The 23,243-nt window shown below is 62.5% G+C and carries 25 protein-coding genes; 7 read left to right on the forward strand and 18 right to left on the reverse strand.

Features of this window, described 5'->3' with window-relative positions; all coding sequences use genetic code 11:
- Positions 1-4: 4 nt before the first annotated feature.
- Complete coding sequence (gene cueR, locus JAO75_RS15740) at positions 5-460, forward strand: Cu(I)-responsive transcriptional regulator (protein ID WP_199050083.1); 456 nt, start codon at positions 5-7, stop codon at positions 458-460.
- A 595-nt stretch (positions 461-1,055) separates the two neighbouring features.
- Here cueR and JAO75_RS15745 read toward each other — a convergent pair.
- From JAO75_RS15745 to JAO75_RS15820, 16 genes are all read right to left on the reverse strand, one after another.
- The gene (locus JAO75_RS15745) at positions 1,056-1,292 is read right to left on the reverse strand and encodes a DUF2933 domain-containing protein (RefSeq protein ID WP_199050084.1); all 237 of its coding nucleotides are present in this window, start codon (positions 1,290-1,292) and stop codon (positions 1,056-1,058) included.
- Between the two features lie 162 nt (positions 1,293-1,454).
- Entirely contained in the window at positions 1,455-2,456 is a 1,002-nt protein-coding gene (locus tag JAO75_RS15750; protein WP_199050085.1) for a YVTN family beta-propeller repeat protein, read from the reverse strand.
- 95 nt (positions 2,457-2,551) lie between these two features.
- Positions 2,552-2,968: a hypothetical protein gene (locus JAO75_RS15755; RefSeq protein WP_199050086.1), complete on the reverse strand. Its 417-nt coding sequence runs from the start codon at positions 2,966-2,968 to the stop codon at positions 2,552-2,554.
- A 98-nt stretch (positions 2,969-3,066) separates the two neighbouring features.
- The gene (locus tag JAO75_RS15760; RefSeq protein WP_199050087.1) at positions 3,067-5,469 is read right to left on the reverse strand and encodes a heavy metal translocating P-type ATPase; all 2,403 of its coding nucleotides are present in this window, start codon (positions 5,467-5,469) and stop codon (positions 3,067-3,069) included.
- 62 nt (positions 5,470-5,531) lie between these two features.
- Positions 5,532-7,184 (reverse strand): DUF3141 domain-containing protein, encoded by a 1,653-nt coding sequence (locus JAO75_RS15765; protein WP_343234630.1) that lies wholly within the window; start codon positions 7,182-7,184, stop codon positions 5,532-5,534.
- Between the two features lie 714 nt (positions 7,185-7,898).
- The gene (locus tag JAO75_RS15770) at positions 7,899-8,288 is read right to left on the reverse strand and encodes a c-type cytochrome (protein ID WP_199050089.1); all 390 of its coding nucleotides are present in this window, start codon (positions 8,286-8,288) and stop codon (positions 7,899-7,901) included.
- 202 nt (positions 8,289-8,490) lie between these two features.
- Positions 8,491-8,928: a YqaA family protein gene (locus JAO75_RS15775; protein ID WP_199050090.1), complete on the reverse strand. Its 438-nt coding sequence runs from the start codon at positions 8,926-8,928 to the stop codon at positions 8,491-8,493.
- Positions 8,925-10,274, reverse strand: a complete 1,350-nt coding sequence (locus JAO75_RS15780) for an adenylate/guanylate cyclase domain-containing protein (RefSeq protein WP_199050091.1) — start codon at positions 10,272-10,274, stop codon at positions 8,925-8,927. The genes JAO75_RS15775 and JAO75_RS15780 overlap by 4 nt, the downstream gene beginning before the upstream one ends.
- Positions 10,268-10,816, reverse strand: a complete 549-nt coding sequence (locus JAO75_RS15785) for a hypothetical protein (protein WP_199050092.1) — start codon at positions 10,814-10,816, stop codon at positions 10,268-10,270. The genes JAO75_RS15780 and JAO75_RS15785 overlap by 7 nt, the downstream gene beginning before the upstream one ends.
- Positions 10,817-10,922: 106 nt before the next feature.
- Complete coding sequence (locus tag JAO75_RS15790; RefSeq protein ID WP_199050093.1) at positions 10,923-11,630, reverse strand: copper-binding protein; 708 nt, start codon at positions 11,628-11,630, stop codon at positions 10,923-10,925.
- A 74-nt stretch (positions 11,631-11,704) separates the two neighbouring features.
- Positions 11,705-11,995 carry a copper-binding protein gene (locus JAO75_RS15795; protein WP_199050094.1) on the reverse strand — a complete coding sequence of 97 codons (291 nt, stop codon included), beginning with the start codon at positions 11,993-11,995 and terminating at the stop codon, positions 11,705-11,707.
- Positions 11,996-12,035: 40 nt separating this feature from the next.
- Positions 12,036-12,527, reverse strand: coding sequence for a cupredoxin domain-containing protein (locus JAO75_RS15800; protein WP_199050095.1), 492 nt, complete (start codon positions 12,525-12,527; stop codon positions 12,036-12,038).
- A 32-nt stretch (positions 12,528-12,559) separates the two neighbouring features.
- Entirely contained in the window at positions 12,560-13,975 is a 1,416-nt protein-coding gene (locus JAO75_RS15805; protein WP_199050096.1) for a multicopper oxidase family protein, read from the reverse strand.
- 19 nt (positions 13,976-13,994) lie between these two features.
- Entirely contained in the window at positions 13,995-14,609 is a 615-nt protein-coding gene (locus tag JAO75_RS15810) for a TolC family protein (RefSeq protein ID WP_246742534.1), read from the reverse strand.
- 143 nt (positions 14,610-14,752) lie between these two features.
- Positions 14,753-16,104, reverse strand: a protein-coding gene (locus JAO75_RS15815; RefSeq protein ID WP_199050097.1) for an IS3 family transposase whose coding sequence is annotated in 2 segments (ribosomal slippage) — positions 14,753-15,768 and positions 15,768-16,104 — 1,353 coding nt in all. Because the reading frame shifts where the segments join, the coding sequence is not laid out codon by codon here.
- Positions 16,105-16,149: 45 nt separating this feature from the next.
- The gene (locus tag JAO75_RS15820; protein WP_199050142.1) at positions 16,150-16,713 is read right to left on the reverse strand and encodes a hypothetical protein; all 564 of its coding nucleotides are present in this window, start codon (positions 16,711-16,713) and stop codon (positions 16,150-16,152) included.
- 67 nt (positions 16,714-16,780) lie between these two features.
- On the opposite strand from JAO75_RS15820, the gene JAO75_RS24890 reads away from it, so the two are divergent.
- Positions 16,781-17,305 (forward strand): hypothetical protein, encoded by a 525-nt coding sequence (locus JAO75_RS24890; RefSeq protein WP_246742535.1) that lies wholly within the window; start codon positions 16,781-16,783, stop codon positions 17,303-17,305.
- Positions 17,306-17,338: 33 nt separating this feature from the next.
- Positions 17,339-17,734 (forward strand): hypothetical protein, encoded by a 396-nt coding sequence (locus JAO75_RS24895; protein ID WP_246742536.1) that lies wholly within the window; start codon positions 17,339-17,341, stop codon positions 17,732-17,734.
- A gap of 267 nt (positions 17,735-18,001) precedes the next feature.
- Here JAO75_RS24895 and JAO75_RS15830 read toward each other — a convergent pair whose 3' ends face one another.
- Complete coding sequence (locus tag JAO75_RS15830; RefSeq protein WP_246742537.1) at positions 18,002-18,220, reverse strand: hypothetical protein; 219 nt, start codon at positions 18,218-18,220, stop codon at positions 18,002-18,004.
- 905 nt (positions 18,221-19,125) lie between these two features.
- Between JAO75_RS15830 and JAO75_RS15835 the strand changes: the two genes are divergently transcribed.
- The 3 genes from JAO75_RS15835 (at position 19,126) to JAO75_RS15845 (ending at position 20,923) form a co-directional block, all read left to right on the forward strand.
- On the forward strand, positions 19,126-20,067 hold the full coding sequence (locus tag JAO75_RS15835) for a hypothetical protein (protein ID WP_246742538.1): 942 nt from the start codon (positions 19,126-19,128) through the stop codon (positions 20,065-20,067).
- A gap of 50 nt (positions 20,068-20,117) precedes the next feature.
- A complete protein-coding gene (locus JAO75_RS15840) occupies positions 20,118-20,336 on the forward strand; it encodes a WGR domain-containing protein (protein ID WP_199050099.1) in 219 nt (72 codons plus the stop codon).
- 152 nt (positions 20,337-20,488) lie between these two features.
- Positions 20,489-20,923 carry a PACE efflux transporter gene (locus JAO75_RS15845; RefSeq protein ID WP_199050100.1) on the forward strand — a complete coding sequence of 145 codons (435 nt, stop codon included), beginning with the start codon at positions 20,489-20,491 and terminating at the stop codon, positions 20,921-20,923.
- A gap of 74 nt (positions 20,924-20,997) precedes the next feature.
- Here the strand turns inward: JAO75_RS15845 and JAO75_RS15850 are convergent, their stop codons facing one another.
- Positions 20,998-21,963: a tyrosine recombinase gene (locus tag JAO75_RS15850; protein WP_199050101.1), complete on the reverse strand. Its 966-nt coding sequence runs from the start codon at positions 21,961-21,963 to the stop codon at positions 20,998-21,000.
- A gap of 150 nt (positions 21,964-22,113) precedes the next feature.
- Between JAO75_RS15850 and JAO75_RS15855 the strand changes: the two genes are divergently transcribed.
- Positions 22,114-23,142, forward strand: a complete 1,029-nt coding sequence (locus tag JAO75_RS15855; RefSeq protein WP_199050102.1) for an IS30 family transposase — start codon at positions 22,114-22,116, stop codon at positions 23,140-23,142.
- The last annotated feature ends 101 nt before the right edge of the window (positions 23,143-23,243 follow it).

A 23,243-nucleotide genomic window follows, 5' to 3' on the forward strand; every position in this document is an offset into this window, starting at 1 on the left:
ATCCATGAACATCGGTGCCGCATCCAAGGCCTCCGGCGTCTCGGCGAAGATGATCCGCTACTATGAGGGCATCGGGCTGCTCGCCAAGGCGGCCCGGCGCGAAAACAGCTATCGGGACTTCGACGAGCGCGACGTTCACGATCTCCGCTTCATCAAGCGGGCGCGGACCCTCGGGTTCTCGGTCGAGGAGATCTCCCGCCTGCTCGGGCTCTGGCGCGATGCAGGGCGCCCGAGCCGGGAGGTGAAACAGATCACCGCTTCCCACATCGCGGGCCTGGAGGTCCGCATCGCGGAGATGCAGGGCATGGTGGCAGCCCTCAAGCACTTGGCCGCTCACTGCCATGGCGATGATCGCCCGGAATGCCCGATCCTGGAGGATCTCGGGGGATTGGAGAGCATCCCGGCCCCGCCGCAAGGCAGCAGAAAACGGCTCGGCAGCTCGCGTGAGACGGCTCTCTAAGGGACGTTCGATCAGCGGGGCTGGTCCGTGACAGCCGCGCTGGGCCAAGTACTTGGAAGGCTCGCCGAGCCAGCAGGCTCGACAAGGCTCATGCCTTGGCAGAACCAACCCAGCCGCCGGGCCGCGGCGCCACCGTTCACAATGCATGCGTGAACCGGCGGCTCCGCAAACGCGGCCGTCAAAGCTCCGGCAGAGTGCCTGGGCAAGGCAATGTCCCGGAAGGATCGTTCGGGACCGCGGATGTCACACGGTGTGCCCACCGCCTTTCCTCGCGGTTTGGTTCGGCAGCCCCAAGCAACAGGTTGGGCGGGAAAGCCTGCCCGTGGGCGAGGAATGCGCACGGGTCTCAACGTGATCCCAAGCGCCGCGCCTCCCAGAAGAACCCAGCAGGTCCGGTAAGCGACGGGTGCCCACCAAGCGGCTGGAGCCCCGGCCTGACGCACGGGGTGGTGCTTGTCAAACATGCCGCAGGCGACAACCAACGTACCGGCAAGCACGAGCAAGGCCAAGGCCGCCGAGGCGTTCGCCGGCGAGGGCTCCGATCCCGGGAACGAGCGCGCCGACGCCGGACGTGAGTTCGGCGAGGCGCACCTGTTCATTCACGGCCGCCATGGCGATGACCATGCCCGCCATGCATGAATAGGTGCATCAAGGGACAGGCCAGCAGGAGGAGGTAGGGCAGAGCGGCCAAGACATGGCCCGTGTGGGCCATGAATAGGTAAACCCCGAGGGCTGCCAGCGCGAGCGTAATGACCCAGCCCAACGGCGTGCCGACCAGGAGGGTGCGCCAAGTCTTCTGCGGCACCGGGGACGCATTTGGTGTGGTGTTCATGTCGAGGTCTCCTGATCCGGACTGTCTTGGCTGTAGGGCTTTCGTGCAGAGTGTGCGCTGATCCCGCTCAAGGCGAGGATCGTGATCGGGCGTCTGTGGAGACCGGACAAGCCTGTGACTTGGCTTGCCCGGTCTGCCGCCTGTTTCCCTCATTCACGAGGTCTAGCGGGCCGCAATGCCATTCGGTGCTTTTCCGGTCGGGCGGGCTGTTCCGGCGGTGAGGCTCGCGAGATCGATGGGGGACATGGTGTTCGCGTAGGTACTGGTGACGTAGGCGGTACGGCCGTCAGGAGCGATGACAACACCGTGGGCGCCTTTGCCAACGGTCACGTTTTTCACCAGCTTGCCGGTCTCCAGGGCAACCACCGACACCCGGTCGTCCGGCTTCGCCGCCGAGCCCTGGTTCGCGACGAGGGCGGTCTTGCCGTCCGGCGTGACGAAGACCTGCACCGGCCCGCGCCCGACGGAGGCCTTCTGCAGCACCTTGCCGGAGGCGACGTCGACGATGGCGACCTTGTCCTCGCCGTTGAGGGAGACCACGAGGACGCGGCCGCTCGGGTCGAACGCGACCTGGACCGGACGCTCGCCGACGGGGACATGCTCGACCTTCTCCAGGTTGCGCGAATCGACCAGCGAGACCGTGCCGCTCTTCATGTTCGCGACGGCGAGCAGGCTGCCGTCCGGTGACAGGCGCAGGCCGTGCGGGTAGTTCTGCACGGGAATGCGCTCCGCCACCTTGCGGGCGGCGATGTCGACCACCACCACCGAGTTGGTCTTGGCGTCGGTCAGGTAGGCAAGGCGTCCCTGGGCATCCGGGACCACATGGGCGGGGTGCCCTCCCACCGGCACGACCGTCGGTGCGGCCGGTGCGCCGTCCGACACGTCCATGAGAACGAGCTGCCCGCCGCCCGGCGCGCCGTGGGCGGCATGGCCGCCGGAGCCGCCGGCCGCCATGCCTGTCGCCAGCAGAAGCCGGCCATCCCGGGTGATGTCGACGTTGTGCGGCGAGATCGGGATCGGGACCGTGACGGTCTTGGAGGTCTCCGTGTCGATGATGGAGACGCTCTGCCCGTTCTCGTTGGCGACGAAGACCGTGTCGGCCCGGGCGCCGGTGCCGAGGCAGACCGAGAGGGCGAGTGCAACCTGAAAGTTGCGTGCAGACATCGCGTTGTCCTTCTGAAGTTCGGTTGAAGCGGCCCTTGGTCTCCGCTGCGGGCTACTCCGCAGGGAACGTCCGGAAACCCAAGGATTCAGGGGTGTCACGCGATGGGCTTGGGCGGTCTGAGCTGTGCATCCGGATGCAGCCCGGACAGCATCAGGTCATCCCTGGGCCGGATGCAGAGCGTTCCGGCCTCCCGTTGGGCAAAGCTACCGGCATGGGAGGCAAACGGCGCCGGACCGCAGCTCGAAGAGCCGACCGGGCAGGCCGCATTGCACGGCAGGCCGCCCGTCATGTCGGCCGCATCGGCCCCCTCCAACGGTGCGCTTTCATGGTGACGATCAGCGGCAGGGCCGGTGTCGTCATGGCCCACGGGGAATGACGACAGATGCGCAGCGTGCGCCCGAAACGAGGGGTCCGGGGCGGCAGCCTGGCTGGTGGCCAGAACAATCGTGGTGGCCGCCAGCAGGAGCATGGCCGCCAGCGCAAGCCAAGATTTGTTCCGGATCCGGTTCATGCCGAGAATCCTAGCAGGCGGAGCGCCGGGCACATTGCGCCAAGTCAAATTTCGGGGCGAGCCGGGCGGATCGTGAGCGAGCCCGCCCGGCCGGGCCATCACAGCCGCACTGCGCGGAGACGGATCGCGTTGCCGATCACGCTGACGGACGACAGGGCCATCGCGGCGGCCGCAATGATCGGCGAGAGCAGGATGCCGAAGAACGGGTACAGCACGCCCGCCGCGACGGGCACGCCCAGCGCGTTGTAGATGAAGGCGAAGAACAGGTTCTGGCGGATGTTGCGCATCGTCGCCTGGGAGAGCCGCCGCGCGCGGACGATGCCGGTGAGATCTCCCTTGAGCAGGGTCACGCCCGCGCTCTCCATGGCCACGTCGGTTCCGGTGCCCATGGCGATGCCGACGTCGGCCGCCGCCAGAGCCGGAGCATCGTTGACGCCGTCGCCCGCCATGGCCACCACGCGTCCCGCGCGCTTGAACTTGTCGACTACGGCGCTCTTCTGGTCGGGCAGGACCTCGGCCTCGACCTCGTCGATCCCGAGCCGGCGCGCCACAGCCTTCGCGGTCGTCCAGTTGTCGCCCGTCAGCATCACGACCCGGATGCCCTCCTCCTTCAGGCCGGCCAGCGCCTCGGGCGTCGAGGCCTTCACCGGGTCAGCGATGGCGATGGCGCCCGCCACCTTCCCGTCGATGCCCGCAAAGATCGCCGTCGCGCCGTCCTCGCGAAGCCGGTCGGCCTGCTCGGCGAGAGGGCTGACGTCGATGCCGTGTTCCGCCAGGAACTTGGCGCTGCCGAGGACGATGCGCCGGCCCTCCACTGTGCCCAGCGCACCCTTGCCCGTGGGAGAGTCGAAGTCCGAGACCGGGGCCGTCGCGATGCCCCGCTTGTCGGCTGCCTCGACGATGGCCAGGGCGAGCGGGTGCTCGCTTGGGCGCTCGGCGCTAGCCGACAGGCGCAGGACCTCGGCCTCGGTGAAGCCCTGCGCCGGCACGATGGCCGTCACGGCGGGCCTGCCCTCGGTCAGGGTTCCGGTCTTGTCGACTACGAGCGTGTCGACCTTCTCCATGTGCTCCAGGGCTTCCGCATTCTTGATCAGCACGCCTGCGCCGGCGCCCCGCCCGACGCCGACCATGATCGACATCGGCGTGGCCAAGCCAAGGGCGCACGGGCAGGCGATGATCAGCACTGCCACGGCGGCCACGAGGCCATAGGAGAACTGCGGCTCAGGTCCCCAGATCGCCCAGGCGATGAAAGCCAGGACCGCCACGCCGATCACGGCCGGCACGAAGTAGCCCGAGACCTGGTCCGCTAGACGCTGGATCGGCGCTCGGCTGCGCTGGGCCTCCGCCACGAGCTGCACGATCTGCGACAGCATCGTGTCACGGCCCACCTTCTGCGCCTCGATGACGAGGCCGCCGGACTGGTTCATGGTCCCGCCGATCACCTTTGCGCCGACCTCCTTGGTCACCGGCATCGACTCGCCGGTCACCATCGATTCGTCGACGGAGCTACGCCCCTCCAGGACGGCACCGTCTACCGGGACCTTCTCGCCCGGGCGCACACGCAGGCGATCACCCGCCTGCACGGTGTCGAGCTGGACCTCCTGCTCCGTGCCGTCGGGCAGGATCTTGCGGGCCGTCTTCGGCGCGAGGTTGAGCAGGGCGCGGATGGCCCCGCTCGTCGTTTCACGCGCGCGCAGCTCCAGCACTTGGCCGAGCAGGACGAGCACCGTGATGACGGACGCCGCCTCGAAATACACCGCAACCGAGCCGTCGTGGCCGCGGAAGGCCGCAGGGAACACATCCGGGGCGAGCGTGGCCACCATGCTGTAGATCCACGCCACCCCCGTGCCCATGGCGATCAGGGTGAACATGTTCAGGTTGCGCGTGACGACCGACTGCCAACCGCGCACGAAGAACGGCCAGCCGGCCCACAGCACGACTGGGGTCGCGAGCAGCATCTGGATCCAGTTCGAGGTCTGCTGGCTGATGTAATGGCCGAGGCCGGTCAGGTGGCCACCCATCTCCAACGCCACCACGGGCAGCGACAGGGCAAGGCCGATCCAGAAGCGGCGCGTCATGTCGACGAGCTCGTGGCTGGGTCCCGTCTCCGCGGTGGCGAGGACGGGTTCGAGCGCCATGCCGCAGATCGGGCAGGAGCCGGGACCGGCCTGGCGGATCTGGGGATGCATCGGGCATGTGTAGATCGTACCCTCAGGCACGGCCTCCGCCTTCCGGGCTGTTGCCGGCTCAACGTACTTGGCGGGCTCAGCCATGAACTTCGACTGGCAGCCCGAGGAGCAGAAGTGATACGGCTTACCCTCGTACTGCGCCCGGTGTGTGGTCTGGTGCGGGTCGACCATCATCCCGCAGACCGGATCCTTCACCTTCCCGGCATCCGCCGTGGGCTCATGGTGGTGATGGTGGTGTACTGTAGGGGCCCCATGATCGTGGTGGGAATGGCCCTGATGGCTGTGCTCTTTGGTGGTCGGGCTGGGGGTCATGGCGGTTCTCCGCTGATGCCTTTATGGGAACGGGAAGCTTAAGGCTTCCCACTGTGGGAAGGTCAAGCGTCCTGGTCAGAGTGCCTGCTGGTCGGCGCCGGGGAGGAGGGCCCTCCGCCGAACCCGGTTTCAAACAGACGCTCCGCCCAAGCGTCCCGGATCCTCCGACTGGCCTCGATCATGCGGGTCACGTCGCCAATCCAGGCCGCCTCGGCCGCCTTGAACGGGTTCTCCGGTGGGAGCGCCGCATGTTCCTGTCCCATCGCCGCGAGCATGTGGACGCCGCGCATCCACGGGCTGAAGGCCTCGGAAAACATCGTGCGACTCACGCGCATGGGATGCAGCGCCTCAGCCATGGCCGCGGACCAAGGCGTCACAGCGGCCTCGATCCAGGGACTCACGAAGGTCCGGTAGGCCGCCTCGTTCACCTCCGAGATCTCCCGCACGCGCTCGAACGAGCGGCGCGGATATTCGAAGTCGAGATCCTCGACGCGCCGCTCCTCAAAGGTAACCTCGCGGGGGACCTGTTGTTCGGTACCTGCTGTGGAAGATCGGATCCGCATCTCGTAAAGACCTGGCTCCAGCTCCCCGACCCGGGGGAGGCTCTCCAGGATCGCGCGGTGCTCCAGGTTGGCTACCTTGGCGGAGACGAAGATCCCGAGATGCCCGATGTGCGGGTTGGTGAGATAGACGATCCTCTGCCCGGCCCGCTTCAGGTCCTCAGTGCTGGTATATACCGCTGGTATCCAGCCCAGCGCCTGGTGCGGCGGGGTGATGTTGTCCCCGTAGGAGGCAAAGATCACCAGAGGGTTCCTGATCTGCCGCAGGTCGACATGGCAGCCGTCGCAGACCTGCACGAGCCCATCCTCCAGCCGGTTGCCAACAAAGAGGTTCTCGACGATGGCGACGATCTCCTCCCGGCTCAGGAAGTAGAATCCGTTCCACCAGCGCTCGAATTCCAGGAATCGCGCGCGCTCGGTCTCGATACGGGCGAACAGGTTTGCGTATTTCTCCCAAACTGCCTCTGGCTTGAGGCTCTCGAAGTTCTGGACGAGCCAAGCGCCGTCGAACCGACCCTGGCCGAGGTCGCCCAGCAGATGCGCGAGCCAGGTGCCCCCGACGAAGGCGCCAGCGATCCGCATTGGGTTGATGCCGGCCTCACCGGCCCAGTAGGACAGGGGCGAGCCGTTCAGGATTGCTGGACCGACCAGGCCCGCGCAGTCGGCGGCCAGGATCGTGATCGCCCAACCGGCCTGGCAGTTGCCGTACAGGATGGGCGCTCGGCCCGGATGACGGTTGGCGACCTCCTCCACGAAGCGCCGGAGCGTGTGCAGGGCACTGAGCAGGGTCTGGCCCGGAACAGGTTCTGGCCCGAACGCCACGAAGTACACCGGGTGCCCGGCCCGGAGCGCCAGGCCCACCTCTGAGTCGCGCTTGAAGCCGCCGATCCCGGGCCCATGTCCAGCGCGGGGGTCGAAGACCACAACCGGAGGCTTCTCCGTGTCGAGGCAGTCGGCCAGGCAATCCGCGCCGACCCGGGTGATACGCAGGAGCGAATAGTTTGTTGGAGGCTTGAAGTGGCCGGCGTCGAGTATGATCTCGTAGTCGAAATCGAGAAGCGGCGGCTTGCCGGCACGGTCGTGGGACAGCATGTTGTCGGCCCGCTGCCGGAGCGTATCCAGGAACAGGATTGACCGCTCACCGACGTCTTTCATGTAAATCCAGAAATCACGCTGCGCCATTTGCACGCCAACCGGCTGAAGGTTCAGTGTGGGTTCCTGCTGGTGGCTCGCTTGTTGTGTCGAGAACCGAAGGTCGCGTGACCCGGCTGTCCGTTTGTCGACGGCCTGGAGCGGGAACTCAGCAGGCGCCACCTTAAATTTGTTCAGTGCCATAGCCCTCACTCTTCTTGTTCGGGATCGCAGTAGAACAGGTCGCATGCTGGGAAGCCTTGATCTGGCGCAACTAGAGACGATCTCGCAAGATCATTTGAGCTGCATTCAACCAATCTGGTCAGGGTCTTTCACCCTCACGAGGGTCCCAGCGGAGCGAAGAAGAAATGATGCGCTTGTCCGGGAGCTCACAGAGGTGGTACAGGCTGTCGGGCGAGAGCCTCGCCGTACCTCTTGCCACGGTCCGGCCGTCCCACAGCTGCCATCCTCCAGGTGTTTCAAGGACTGTCTCACCCTTGGCTTCTTCCAGATGCCTACAGTCCCTCTAGCTGCAGCAGGCGACCGGGCATCAGTCGTGTGCCATCGCCCCGGAGAGGCCTAAGGTGATCACTGACGAAACAAGCCTGAGGATTGCACGATGTGACATGAGGGCTTCCCGGTGATTGGCTGACGCACTTGAACCGAGGCCCGGATCGGGCCTACTCCTCGCCCGATCCGGTCTGTAACTTTGCCGTTCGATATGAAAGTCGATTGAGGCTACTGAGCGACCTTTTTTCCACTCGCATCGAACTGCTTGAGATAGGCGATCAAATCATTGACCCTCTGCTCGTCCTTCAGGCCTGCATAGATCATTTTGGTGCCTGGTACCTTGGCGCGAGGATCTTTGATGTAATTCCGGAAGGTGGCTTCATCCCAGGTCAGGCCTGAATTCTTGTTAGCAGGGGAGTAGTTGTAGCCCTCGACCGAACCCGAATGACGCCCGATAAGCCCGTTCAGCACGGGCCCCACGGCGTTTTTTGCGCTTTCTCCGATCTGGTGGCAGGCTCTGCATTGCGCAAACACCTTCTCGCCGGCGGCAGCATCCTGAGCCTGGGCATGGCTGAGCCCGACGAGCAGCAGGGCAACGGACATAGCAATAGAGCGCATGAACTTCTCCTTCGTTGAAGAGGCGTGGCTAAATTTTGCTCTTGGCCGCCACACGCCGGAGGCCGCCGAGAGCAAGTCGGACAACAGGGCGTACGGGATCTCAATCACTGCCCACAGTCGCCTGGTGCCAATCAGTTCGCGTTTGTTATGCGGTTGTATTCCCGTTTCACCGTCTCTGCTTGCTCGTGCGGCATGCACCATCTCAGAACCAGCCGAACGTCATGGCTGCCACAGCGAAATATCGGGCTGTCTTGGCGACAGCCACGATGGCGACGAAGATCAGGAATGGCTCGCGCAACACGCCAGCCACAATTGTGAGGGGATCACCGACAAAGGGAAGCCAGCTCAGGAGCAGGGACCAGCGTCCATAGCGATGGTACCACCCTTCGGCCCGCGCAATCGTCTCGCGCTTGACTGGGAACCACGGGCGGCTCTCAAATTGGGACAACAGGCGTCCCAAGAGCCAGTTCACGGCCGAACCAAGGGTGTTCCCGACACTGGCCACCAGGATCAGAAGCCACCACTGGTAATGCTCCGTGATAAGGAGCCCGAACAACACGACTTCGGATTGGAATGGCAGAACCGTCGCCGACAGGAACGCTGCGAGAAGAAGACCGCCATATTCCAAGACGTGGTTCAACCCGATGTTCCCCGATGAACCCCAATACCTGGGTGCATGAAGCGCACTGACAGAATGTCGGGCAATTGTTCGTCTCCTGGACGTCTTTCTACCGGTCGAGCGTCAATCCTGCCCTGAGCGGCTGGTGGCAGAAGGCGCAAGAACCGTTTGGACACGACCACACCGAGATTGGCTTCTTTGGACCGCCGCTCCATGCGTGGCAGCGCGTTCATTGCCGGCCCCAGCACTGTAAACTCAGCGCGCCTGCCGTCATCGAAAACACCAGCAAGAACAGAGCCGCAGTGCAGCGTCGCAATGACGTGAACACCTGCTGGAGCATGCGCGTGGCTCTTCCATGTGTCCAACGGGCGCAGGATCTCGCATGCTGCCTCAAACGCATGAGCAGCTTGCTGTTCAGGCGTTCCATGGAGGAAGACGGCAAGCACGCCGTCACCGAGATATTTGTCGACAATGCCGTTATGGCGAGAAACGGCTCCATGGACAAAACGTCTGAATGCCATGAGATCGCTGATGACCTCCTGGCTTGGTCGACTTTGGGTCAACGCGGAGAAACCACGGATATCAACCAGCAGCAAACAGGCATGACGCTCAGCTATTTCCGCCGCCTCATCGCCTGTGACCACCTCGGTCGCCACCCCTTCAGGCAGGAAACGTGACAGGAGCATTTGGTCCCATTGAGCCCGCAGAATGGTGGACCAGGCCATCCGCATTCGGCGCACGGCATAAAAAACAAACCCAGCCGCTGCTGCAAACGAGATGAATGCAAGTGCCTGCCGCGCGGCTAACGCGCTTGGGCTTCTTGGGGCTGGCAGGGCCTCGGGTCCGACGAGCAGCGTAAACGATACGATCCATCCAAGGAGAACAATGCCAGCGAATGCGGCCACAAGGTCACGCCGCAACCGCAGGCCTGTTTGGATGAGAAGCAGGAAGGCGGGAAACAGACTGACAGCGTCGGTCGCAAGCAGCATGTCATGCGCATCGCGGGGCAGATGATCAGCGATCACGTAGACCGCCAGTCCTGCATCCGTCACCGTGGCAACCCACGGCAACCACGCCCAACTGGCGGTGAAACGTGACGATAGCGCCAGTGCGATTGTCGTCAGCCAGTAGATTGCCAGGACAATCCAATGACCTTCCCGGTGGCCATGGCCATACTCCAGCAACGCCGCCGCGCCGAGGATCGCCAGAACCAGAAACCGCGGCACGAGAGCCTGCCGGTCGAAGTCATTCTCCAAATACTCCGGCAGGTCGTCGGATCGCCGTTGATCCGGGATCGCTTGGCTGGCTCCAGTCGCCAACCAAGCCCCCGGTACGTGCGAGCCGACGAGGCGAGACAGGATCAGCATCCAACGCGGCGATCTGAAATCGTTGCAGGAGTTTCGGCAGCCCTCACCATGCTCGGAGTGTTAGCTTTGGCAGTCGAGCCTGTGGCCACCGGCCCAACGTGGAGCGACAGCGGGCCCTCAAAGGTGTCGAGAACGAGCCGCGCGTTGATAGTGGAATCCGGCTCAAGATCCTGGGTCAGTGGGCCGACCTCGATCCAGATCCTTCTGCCATCCAATTGCTCAGTTGCGCCGGGCCTGACCGGCAACGATCCGATGTCACCGCTATGGGCTTGTCCAAAAGATCCCATGATCCGCGCCGGCTCGCCACCTGGCATCTGCAGTCCGTTGATGAGGATGCGGTCGCTCCCTGCGTTTTCAATCGAGAAGGTGATGATGGTTGTTTCACCGGCGCGGGCCGGGGTGGCCGCGATATTGGAAAGCGCCACTTCGCCGAGGACGGCCCCCTCGTCGTCAGCAACCGCGGAGCAAGGCAGGAAAATGGAATAGATCGAGACTGCAGCGGTGGCCGCAACACCAACGATGAAATTACGCAATTTTTGCACTGAAAATATCCTGTATTTTTACTGTTGTTTGTCACCGGCCACTGCGGTGGTTCCATGAACGCAGTGGCCGGCGACCCGCCTGATATGAGCAGGCGGAACAAGGTGGCTAGCGGCCTTTCCGGATGCTGATCACGGAGATCTGGCCGTTGACGCGGTCAGCCTGGAACTGAACTTTGTCGCCGGCCTTCACGCCCTTCAGGAGGGCTGGATCCTGGACGCGAAACACCATCGTCATGGCATCCATGTTGAGGTTGGGGATCGCACCATGATCAAGCGTGATCTTGTTCTGGGCTGTGTCGACCTTTTCGACCGTTCCGGAAACCATCGGGGCTTGGCTTGCGGCTGGCGCGGGTTGCGCCGGTGCGGCTGCGGGTGCCGGTGCAATTGGAGCCGGAGTGGCCTGCGCCGTTTGGGTCCCGCGCTGATCCAGTGGTCCGGATCCATGAGGCGGCTGGTCCAGGCGGGCGCGATAGTCCGCCTGCCGATTGCGGACCTGCCATTCCTTCAGTTCGGAAATCTGCTTTTGCTCCTCATCGAGGATCTTCTGTGCGACCCGGCGGAGCTGCTCGTCCGCGCCGTGCTCTAGCTGGGTCCGGGCGAGGAAGATCAAGTCTTCATGGTGGGCAATGAGAATCGCGGCGAAATCCTTATCGGGATCGCCGGTGAGCTTCATGTCCTTGAACCGGTCGTTCATGACCTCACGGACGCGTTCATAGGCGGCCGGCGCCCCTTTGGCAGGCTGGGCCTGCGCAGAAAGGATTGGGCCGACAAAAACCAATGCAGTGGCCGTGAGGGTGGCGATCATGCGTTTCATCGCAGTTCTCCTAAAGCGGGTGAGCCGCCCCGCACCGATGGGTCTCGAACACCGGTGGCGGGGCGGCCGGGGCCTTATTTGCCCTTCTTGATCGAGGTGACGGAGATCTGGCCGTTCACGCGGTCGGCGGTGAACTGGATCTTGTCTCCGGCCTTCACATCCTTGAGCAGGGCCGAGTCTTGGGCCCGGAACACCATCGTCATGGCATCCATGTTGAGGTTCGGGATGGCGCCGTGGTCGATGGTGATCTTGCCCTGTGCGGTGTCCACCTTCTCGACGGTGCCGGAGACCGTCGGCAGGCTTTGGGCAAGGGCGGCACCCGTCAGGGCGAGAGAGGCAATGAGGCTGATGGCAATACGCTTCATGTCGAACTCCTATGTCGGATTCGGGTGGGAGATGGCGCCGTCACTTCACGACGACGGTGGCTTTCATGCCGGACTCGTAGTGGCCCGGGATCAGGCAGGCGTACTCGAACGTGCCAGCCTTGGTAAAGCGCCAGACGATCTCGGACATTCCCGCCGGCGCCAGACGGCGGCCGTTCGGGTCATCGTGCTCCATGTCCGGGTTCTGCTCCATCGCGACCTTGTGCTTGGCATTGTTCTGGACACTGTCGAGCATGAACTCGTGATCGACCTTCCCGGTGTTCTTGAGCACGAACTTCACCTGCTCGCCGCGCTTGATCTCAACCCGGTCGGGCTCAAAGAGCATCTTCGCGTCCTCGGTTTCCTTCATGGTGACCTCGATGGTGCGGGCGATAGGCTTCTTGGGATCGCCCGGTTCGCCGGCCGCAAACGACTTGTGGCTGTGGCCGGCCTCGCCAGGCCCGGCGAACGCGAGCGTGGATGAGAGGGCGAGCGCGCTCAGCGCGCTCGCGAGGGTGAGTGTACGAGTTATCATTGTTGGTCCTTCAGTGTTGGTTCTTGTTGGGATCAGTGATTGCCGTGGCCACCAGGCTTGGCAGAACTGACGCGGCGCTTGCGGCGGTCGATGGCGCGGAACTCCGCTGCCTTGACGCCGCTGTCGGGTGAGGTCGCGCGGGCGGGCTCGGCGAGCTTCTCGCCGGTCCACTCATAGGCAACGGTTCCCTCCGGGTGCTTGTACCAGCCCGGATCCTTGTAATCGTCCGCTGCCAAACCGGGGCGGACCTTCACGACCGAGAACATGCCGCCCATCTCGACGGGACCGAATTGCGCGAAGCCCGTCATCATCGGCAGCGTGTTGTCGGGCAGCGGCATCTCCATCGAGCCCATCTCGCCCATGCCCGCCCCGCCCATCGGCATGTAGCCCGGCGCGATCTTCTTGATGGCAGGGGCCGTCTTGTTCATGTTGACGCCGATGTAGGTCTTCACGTCGTGGCCCATGGCGTTCATGGTGTGGTGCGACTTGTGGCAATGGATCGCCCAGTCGCCCGGCGCGTCGGCCACGAACTCGAACGCGCGCATCTGCCCGACGGCGACGTCGATGGAGACCTCGGGCCACGCCGCTCCTTCCGGCACCCATCCGCCGTCCGTGCCGGTGACCTTGAAGTCGTAGCCGTGCATGTGGATCGGGTGGTTGGTCATCGTGAGGTTGCCGAACCGGACGCGGACCTTGTCGCCTTGGCGCACCACGAGCGGGTCGATGCCCGGGAACACGCGCGAGTTCCAGCACCAGAGATTGAAGTCGAGCATCGTGTTGACCTTCGGCACGTAGCTTCCGGCCTCGATGTCGAACGCGTTGAGCAGGAACACGAAGTCGCGGTCGACGCGGCGCTCGGCGGGATCGCGCGGATGCACCACGAAGAAGCCCATCATGCCCATGGCCATCTGGACCATCTCGTCCGAGTGCGGGTGGTACATGAAGGTGCCGGACTTTTGCAGGACGAACTCGTAGACGAACGTCTTGCCCGGCGGGATGTGCGGCTGGGTCAGGCCGCCGACGCCATCCATGCCGCTGGGCAGGAGCTGGCCGTGCCAATGCACCGCCGTGTTCTCCGGCAGCTTGTTGGTCACAAAAATGCGGACCTTGTCGCCCTGCACCGCCTCGATGGTCGGTCCCGGCGACTGGCCGTTGTAGCCCCAGAGGTGGGCCTTCATGCCGGGAGCGAGCTCGCGCACGACAGGTTCGGCGACGAGATGGAACTCCTTCCAGTCCCCGTTCTGGCGCCATGGCAGCGTCCAGCCGTTGAGCGTCACGACGGGCTGGTAGTCCGGTCCGCTCTTCGGGTAGAGCGGCGGCTGCATGGTGGCCTCGGTCATGGTGGGCGCCTCAGGCAGGCTCGCGGCCTGTGTGCGTCCGCTGATCATGGAGGCGCCGGCGAGGGCCAGTCCCCCTGCGCCGAGAAAACCTCTTCGCGATACGGTCATGGATCTCTCCTCAAGGGTTTCAGTGTGCGGCGCCGGCGCCACCGCCGGCGGCCGCTGTGGTGGCTTCTCCGCCGCCTTCGCCACCGCCAACCCCGCCACCGATCAGGGCGGCCTTGAGGTCGGTCGCGGCGATCCAGAAGTCGCGGCGGGCGTTGATGGCATCCACGTTGCTCAGGATGCGGGTGCGGGCGTCCAGGATGAGCTGGCTGACGTCGACGAGCATGCCGCTGTATTGCAGCAGCGCCTCGTCCTGGATGGTCTTCTGGAGGGGCAGGACACGGCCCTGGTAGTGCCGGGCCAGGTCGTAGTTGCCGCGGTAGCGCAGGTAGGCCTCGCGAGCCTCCGAGCGCACATTCACAGCCCGCTCGGCCAGGCGATTGGCCGCCGCCATATAGGTTTCCTGCGCATTACGCACGGCGGTACCGCCAAAGTCGAAAATTGGGATTTGGAACTCGATTTCCAAGCCCCGCCTTTTGACGACCTCACGCTCGACCTCGGTTTCGCCCTCCTCGTTTGTGGTGAAGGATTTCGCGCGCTCGTAGCTGGAGATACCGGCGAGCTCGATGTCGGTCACGAAACGGGTGGCACTGGTCAGTCCGAACTCGCTCGCGACGCCGGTGAGATCATTGCGCAAGGCTTGGAGGTCGACACGTTTCTCCAGCGCCTGACGCTCGATGTCTTTGGCAGAGGCGATGCGGGCCGGCTGTCCGTTGTCAGAGTTTTTGAGACAACGGGCGGTCTGATCTAAGGGAGGCTCCGGCTCATCTGGGTTGCGGATTAAGCTGCCTGCATCTGGTGCTGCAAGCGGCGGGTTTGGATGGTCTGTCGCTTGATCCTTTCCCTCTCCTTCAGAATGGCCTCGCCGCGTCCAAAGTAGACATCGGCGGGCGTGAGATTGTCGAGGCTTTCGTGGTAGCGCTGGTGATTGTAGTGCGCCACAAACGCTTCAATCTGCGCCTCCAGATCTCCCGGCAGGAAGTAGTTTTCCAGCAGAATGCGGTTCTTGAGCGTCTGATGCCAACGCTCGATCTTGCCCTGGGTCATGGGATGGTACGGCGCTCCACGCACATGCGTCATGCCCTTGCCTTCCAGCCAAGTAGCCAGATCCGACGAGATATAGCTCGAGCCGTTATCCGACAGCAGTCGGGGTCTGTGCGCCACTTCCACCTGTTCCAAACCTGAAGCTTGGAGGGCCAGCTCCAAGGTAGCGGTGACGTCTTCTGCCTTCATCGTGGTGCATAGCTTCCAGGCGAGGATGTAGCGCGAGAAGTCGTCGAGCACGGTTGAGAGATAAAACCAGCCCCAGCCGATCACCTTGAGATACGTGAAGTCGGTCTGCCAGAGCTGGTTGGGTGCGGAGGTCTTGTCCTTGAACTCATTGGCCGCCTTCATGACGATGAACGCCGGGCTGGCGATCAGGTCCTGTGCCTTGAGCAGCCGGTAGACGGAAGCCTCAGAGACGAAGTAGCCGTGCTGATCGGTGAAGCGCACCGCCAGCTCCCGCGGCGATAGTTCCGGCTCGTCTAGAGCCAACTGGATGATCTGCTGGCGGATTGCATCTGGGATGCGGTTCCAGACCTGCTTCGGGCAGGGCTGCCGGTCCTCCAGAGCCTCAGGGCCGCCGGACTGGTAGAGATCGTACCACCGGTAGAAGGTTGCCCGTGGGATGCCGATCCGCTCCAGGGTCTCACGCACGGACAGATGAGATTGCTCGACTAGGCGGATGATCTCGATCTTCTCGGAAGCCGGGTACCTCATGCGCCGTCCTCCCCATCCCCGATCATGCTTTTTTTGAGCAGGCGGTTCTCGAGGGTGAGGTCGGCCACCACCTCCTTAAGGGCGGCCGCTTCCCGGCGCAGGCCCCTGACCTCGTCCGAGGTGGCCTCCCGGGCGGTGTCGCCGGCCAGGCGCTTCTTACCGGCTTCCAGGAAGTCCTTGGACCAGCGGTAGTAGACATTGGGCGGGATGCCTTCACGGCGGCAGAGCTCGGCGATGCTGTCCTCACCGCGCAGCCCTTCCAGCACGATGCGGATCTTCTCCTCGGCGGAGTAGTGCTTGCGGGTGGCCCGGCGGATCTCCTTGACCACCGTCTCGGCTGGCTCCTTGGCTGGCCCTGGTTTCTGTCTCATCGTTTCTTCCTCAGAGGCTACGATGAACCAAAAACTCTCCCTTCTTCAACTCACCCGATCTGTCTCATGAGTGCTGACGGCGGACACAGTGCGGTCAACGAAACGAGAGGACGGCATAAGGAGGAAGCCAGGCAGGCGTGCGACACTGTGTTTCACTGGTACGGCACCGTCGTGAACATCAACCCGGCACTTTTTAACTTCGTGGTTGGTGCCTATGAGCGCATGAACGCAGCAGGTGTTTTCCTCAGCGGGGAAGCCTGCCAGGAATTTGAGGACAGCTACCGATACGAAGAGGATCATGGCCACGCTCATCGTATCGACGGGAGAATAGCCACGCGTGCCGGAGACCTCGAGCAGTTGCTCGCTGATATAATGGGTACGGAGGGGTTTTGAAGGCTCCCGATGGCGGATACTGGCATTGCTGATGGCTAGCTCAGAAGCCACTCCGGCGCACCGCTTACCCGGCCAGAAATTCACTGTACAGCAAATATTGCCTTTTTGCTGAATATCCGAAATCCATGCATTATTCACTCTGCAGAAAATGATCGTGGAAGGCCAAATAACCGAGACGTTCATAAGAAACTTGGTCGATGCCTTGACCGAAATCACAGGCGAGAAGCCCCAGGTCTTGCAGGAACCCAAAGGGTCAGGGAGCTCACTTCGACCGGACTTGACAATGGAAATGCGCCAAGACGGCAAAACGTATCGGATTGTTGTCGAGGCCAAAGCATCCCTCTTTCCGCGCGACGCCCGCGAAGCCATCTGGCAGCTCAGGAACTATCTCGCTCATCTTGAGAACGACTTCTATCGGGTAGTACCCGTCCTCATGGCCGAGACCATATCGCCTGGCGCCCGTGAATTGCTTCGCGATGAACGGATCGGCTATTTTGACTCCAGCGGAAGCCTGTTCATCGCAGCCAAGGGGCTTTATCTGCGTGTCGATAAGCCGCCGTCTCGAAAGCAATCCCGCTCACTGAACAACCTATTCGCCGGCCGTCGGGCTCAAGTTCTGCACGCGGTCTGGGTCACCAAGCCGGACTGGTTCGGCGTCCACGAGATCGCTGAGCGGGCCGGGGTATCGCCGGCGACGGCGCCGGAGACCTTGATAGCCATCGAGCGCCGGGACTGGGTCGAGGTGAGGGGTGCTGGCCCCGCGAAAGAGCGCCGCTTGACCAATCCACGCGCATTGCTCGATGCATGATCGAGCTTTCAGAACTCGGTCAAACCGAGGGACGTGCAACACTACTACGTGCGCTCGATGGCGCTGCCGGATCTGCAACGACAGCTCGATCATGCGTGCGAGATCGAAGGCGTTCCTTACGAGCTCACGGGCATTTCCGCCGGACAGATCCATGCTCCTTACCTGTCGAGTGTTTCTCAGGTCTCTTGCCGCGTTTCTGCAAGCCGGGGGATGCACGCTGTGCTGGATACAATCGGGGCGCGACCCGTACGAGAAGGCTGGAATCTTGGTGGCCACGAGTTGAAGTCGGACGACGAGCTGCGATTTCGCCAGAGGATCGATGATCTTTGGGTTGCCGATCCGCTTCAAACCTACCTTGACCTGCTGCAATCGGGGGGGCGCGCCAAGGAGCTGGCGCAACATGTTCGTGCCGAGAAACTGGACGTCTAATGCCCAAGCCACAGTTTTTCGTCGACTACAGCCAGGAAGTCACCCATGACTGCGAGCGTGTGCTGGTCACGCTCTTCAGCGGCCTTGGACCGTGGTGAGAGTCGGTATTCCTAGTGGGTGGACTGATGCCTCGCTACCTGGTGACAGCGCGGCCGCCGGCTGTTCCGGCGCATGCTGGCACCGGGGATATCGATGTCGTTGTCGACCTCGCCGTTCTCGCGGACACCGAAGCCTACCTCGGACCTTTATGGTTAAGACGAAGCTAACCTATTCACCTCGGTCGTGGAGATCGAAAACAAGCGATGCATGGGGAATGTTAACGGCCGAGATGTTTCCCTCGGTCGGCAACTCTTGCAGTGCACCGCCTTTCAGCCCCGGGTCGTCTGCCAGGAACTCGAGAACGACCGTGACTCCTTTTTCAGTCTTGGTCTTCCACCGCCAATTGACCTTCACGCTCCTGTCGTTGTCCGCACGCTCAAGGCCCATCCGCTTGAGGTTCTCCTCCAGCGTCCGATAAGCCGATGCGAAAGATCCATCATGGCTTCATAGCTATCGTCATCCTCGCGGGGCCCGCCAGTATCATTCTTGCCCATGAGAAGCTCACCCGAACACCAGCGCATATAATTTTTGAATCGTTCGATCCGCCACCGACCTTAAGGCTGGCATACACTCGGTGCGCGGAAGCTCCCAAGCAGCAGCGATCCACCCAATGTGACGAGTATGTCAGCTTCTTCGAAGACTGCGTTGCTCGCAAGACCGAGTGTGGTCCACAATCCGTCTACGAGGTCCTCACCAAGCTCATACTCTCAGCGCCTCCTAAGCGACCGGGACCAGAAAAGGCTGTAATCCCGACTGACGTTTAATCCAGCAACCACTGACAATCCTATTTCATTGGTGCGTCCGAAATCATTCGAATGACCTTCCTCCGCGAGGCCCTCGCCATCTTCGACGGCATTCGGTCGCAAACGCCACCAGACTTCAGCGAAACCAGCCGGCAGTTTCCAGCTCCCTATCTGGGGTGGAGAAGGACAAACCGGGGCAAGCAACGAATATTGCCTTTCGAGCGGGAAGGGCTCAATGTCCCCGCCTCAAAAGCTACCCGGTATGGCATGACGGCAGGGGAACACAGCAAATCTTCCGAGACTGATACGTCTCCTTTGAACGGTTTCGGTTGCCGCAATGGACAACCCAGCCTCGTGTTCGGTCAGAGACCTGATGGGTCGATCGCCCATATCTCCGAGGTTCCCCGCGGAAAGGAATGCGGATGCGTCTGCCCGGGGTGCGGAAGCCCGCTCGTGGCTAGGCAGGGGCAAGTGCTTGATCACCATTTCGGGCATCTCGCAACCTCGGATGGCAGGCCTTGCAGGACTGGGCCCGAGACGGCGCTTCACATGTTCGCCAAGGAGCTCCTTGCCCGTGAACTGAGGCTGACCCTCCCACCCGTGCACTTCGATGACGGGGTCGAGACGTGGTCGAAGTTCCCCGGCGGCAATTACACATTCGATAGCGCGATCCTCGAGAATAAGCTGGGAGACATCATCCCGGACGTCGTCGTGACAAGGGAAGGGCTGGATCTCATCGTAGAGTTCGTCGTCACCCACGAGTGCGGACCCGATAAGATCGCCAAAATTCAGGAACTGGACGTAGCGGGCGTCGAAATCTACCTCGCGGACCTATCGGCGGGTGCCTCAAAGGAGGAAGTCGAGAAAGGCATTCTCGATACCTGCCAGAGGAAATGGCTCCATAATCCTCTCGTCAGAGAGGGTGAGGCTGCCCTAGATACCCTCCGCATCGAGCAAGACAGGGAAATGCTCGAACCTGCCTCCTCCCTCAGGCAGGTGTACTTGCAGGGGGCGGCAGAGCTGAAGTCGCTGACCGCTCGCAGTCCGGAATATCGGAAAGCGATCAGTTTGGGGCTACGTGGCTACGTGGGAATACGTGTCGCCGGCCTGGGATGCTTTACGGTCTTGCCTGACGACTGGCAGGCCACCTACCTTCTGGCCATGGCGCCCAAGCCAAACGAACGGGGAGCGAGCCTCACCATCCAGGACATCCTGCGCGACATGATTCAGCGTGGATGGATCAGGCCGGAGTTCCGGTGGCTCAATCCAGACCTCGTCAGCCCAGACCTCGTCAACGCGATCAAGGTAGGACTGCCCGAGTTCGCGGCGCCTTTCGACGCGGTCAGCGCCTGGCTTCAAGAATTGCATAGTCACGATTGGCTCACATCCTCCATGTCGGACGATGAATGGTCGACGGAAGATGCATGGTCGATGACCGATCATGGCAACCGCGTCATCCTGAGAGCCTTATCGCAGAAGGGAACTGCCTAAGCTGCGGACCGAGGAGAACAGGAAGGTGGCAACCGAGACCTTCGATTTGGATGCCTTATCAGCGGAACTTGGAGCAGGGCAGGGCGCGCTTCTTTAGCCTAATGATCGAGCGTGACCTGTTCGGCAAAATCCGGCTGGTCCGTCACTGGGGCTACGTTGGCTCCAAAGGTGAGGAGAAGGTTGAGATCTTCCCGGATGAAGCCGAAGCCGCTCAGGCTTTGGAGGCTTGGGCCGCAGCCCATCGGCAGAAGGGTTATACAGACCTTTGATGCCGTGATGGTCGGTTCCCGGTTGAAATCTCTGCCTCTTGCCGAGAGCGGGCCTGTCCTCCTATATGCAGGCGCAAGAGAGGACGACCTCCCCCAGACGCTGGGTTAATCGTTCGGGACGACCCGAGCTTTGACCCGCTTGGGGGAATAACATGCGAACCGCACGCGACCGCATTCGTCACGCGATCAGCTTTGAAATCATCGGCTTGGCTCTTATCACGCCACTTGGTGCCTGGGCGTTTCACGTGCCTATGCACGACATCGGGGTGCTGGGGGTTGTCGGCGCCACGATCGCAACACTGTGGAACTACATCTACAATTTTGGCTTTGATAACATCATGCAGCGGTTGACGGGAAGTACTAGGAAAACCACGCTGATCCGCATACTACATGCAGTCATGTTCGAGGTCGGGCTTCTATTTGTCCTGCTGCCGCTCTTCGCATGGTATCTCAGCGTCAGTCTCTGGCAGGCATTCCTGATGGACGTGTCTTTTGCTCTTTTCTACATGGGCTATGCGTTCGTTTTCAATTGGGCGTATGACCGCCTGTTCCCGTTGCCCGAATGGCAAGAACTGGAAGCTGCATGACGGTTATGCACGGGGGCGGCGGTCTCGGTCGCCTGTCGCTGCCATAGAAATCCTCCGTCTCACCCTCCAGCTATTCAGGCGGCTGTCGTGCGCTCGCCCTCTTCATCTTCATTCAGCGGGTGGAGGTCGCGGACCATCTGGTGCAGGCGGGAGGTGTCGAGATGCGTATAGATCTGGGTGGTCTCAATGCCGGCATGGCCGAGCAGCTCCTGCAGGACCCGCAGGTCGGTGCCGCCCGAGTGCATGTGGGTGGCAAAGGCATGCCGCAACACGTGCGGCGACACCCGCTCTGGGATCGCCAGCCCTGCGGCCACAGCCGCTTCCTTGATCTCAAGCAGAGCCGCCTGTCGCGTCAAAGCCTTGGTGCCGTTGCGCACGGAGTGGAACAGCCACTGGGTTGGCTTGCCCCCCGAATACGCGCTGGCCAGCTTCTGCCACTGGGCGATGGCTGCAATGGCCCGCTCATGCAGGGGCACGAGCCGCTGCTTGTCGCCCTTGCCACGCACGAGCAACATGCGGGTGCCGGGAGGAGCGGCATCGGAGGGTAGCGACAAAGCCTCACTGATGCGCATGCCTGAGGCATAGAGCGTCTCGAACAGCGCAGCACGGCGGGCATAGCCGGCTTGGCGGTAGAGACCCACCGAGGGATCGGCCGCCAGCCTGTGGGCGGTCTCCAGGAGCGCTTCTGTCTCGGCAATCGACAGGACGAAGGGCAGCTTCCGAGGCCGCTTCATGGCAGGCATGGTAGACGTGGGATCGTGGGAGCCGAGCTCCTCACTGATCAGGAAGCGATGCAGGTTACGGACAACCGTGATGCGGCGGGCGATGGTGGATCCGGCGTAGCCGCGTTGATCGAGACCGGCGATGTAGTCCCGGACGTGCTCAAGCCCAACATCGTCCAACCCGAGGCTTTTCTCGCTCAACCAAGTGAGATAGCAATTGAGATCGTCGGTGTAGGTGTCGATGGTACCGGCTGCGGCACCCAGCTCCGTGGCGAGTGCATCGAGCCACAGCTGGGCCAGGCGCTGATTGGTCCGCATGAGATCCTCCAGTGAGAGGACCCTGCCACGACACTGGTTACCGAGTTCTTGTCAAAACCAATGTTATGCGAATTTTATATCGTTGCTGGGCGGATTCTATCCTGAAGTGCGAATTCCGTTACAAACAAAGGATTTGCACTCGGAGGCTGAATGACCCTGCCCTACACCCATCTGAGCCTGACCGAACGGCGCGAGATCGCCCGCATGCACGCGAGCAAGGTCCCGATCCCGGTGATCGCCGACCGCCTGCAGCGGCATCGGTCGACCATCTACCGCGAGATCAAGCGGAACTGGGTTCACGACCAGGAGCCGCTCTACCGTGGCTACTATCATGTGGCGGCCGACATGCAGGCCCGGGCCCGGCGTCAGCGTCTGTGCAAGCTCGCGCGCAAGCCGGTGCTCGCGGTTTATGTCATGGACCGCCTCAAGGCTGGATGGTCGCCAGAGCAGATCGCTGGCCGCCTGCGGGCATCCGATGCTCCTGAACGGCTGTCGCATGAGACGATCTACTGGTTCGTCTACAGTTCCCAGGGGCACCGGCTCGGACTGTACCAGGATCTGCCGCTGGCGCGGCGCCGGCGGCGAGCGCGCTACCAGCGCAAACCCCGAGGTCTCGTTATTCCGGCGGGCAATACCATCGAGCAGCGCCCGGCGGAGATCGCCGTCCGTACCAGCTTTGGCCACTGGGAAGGCGATCTGATGATGTTCCGCAAGGAACTGGGCAAGCACAATCTCACCTCGCTTGTCGAGCGCCAAAGCCGTTACACGATCCTGACCCGCAACCGAGATCGCAACTCAACTGGGGTCATGACCGGCATGATCGAGAAGCTGAAAGTTCTGCCGGAGACAGCGCGTGTGTCGATCACGTTCGACCGCGGGACGGAATTTGCCTCTTACCCGTTGCTCAAGCAGAGGCTCGGCATGGACAGCTACTTCTGCAAGCCGCAAGCCCCCTGGCAGAAAGGCTCGGTGGAGAACACCAATGGCCGGGTTCGGCGCTTCCTGTCACGGGACGCGGACATTGCTGCTTTGCCTGAGGAGGCCCTGCTTGAGATCTGTGATCGGCTCAACGGGACGCCGTGCAAGTGCCTGGGCTATCGCACACCCAAAGAGGTCCTGATGAGTTCTCTGGATCCGGGGCTGTGCAACCCTGATCAACTCCGCCCCGGCCGTCCCTGACCGACTGGCGACCAATAAACCCGCGAACCGTCGCACTTCGGCTTGATTCCACACTGCATATGCAAGACTCTGCAGCTTGAAGGCATTGTATCTAATGGTGC

Origin of the sequence: Microvirga splendida, from assembly GCF_016427565.1 — a bacterium.
Lineage (GTDB): Bacteria > Pseudomonadota > Alphaproteobacteria > Rhizobiales > Beijerinckiaceae > Microvirga > Microvirga splendida.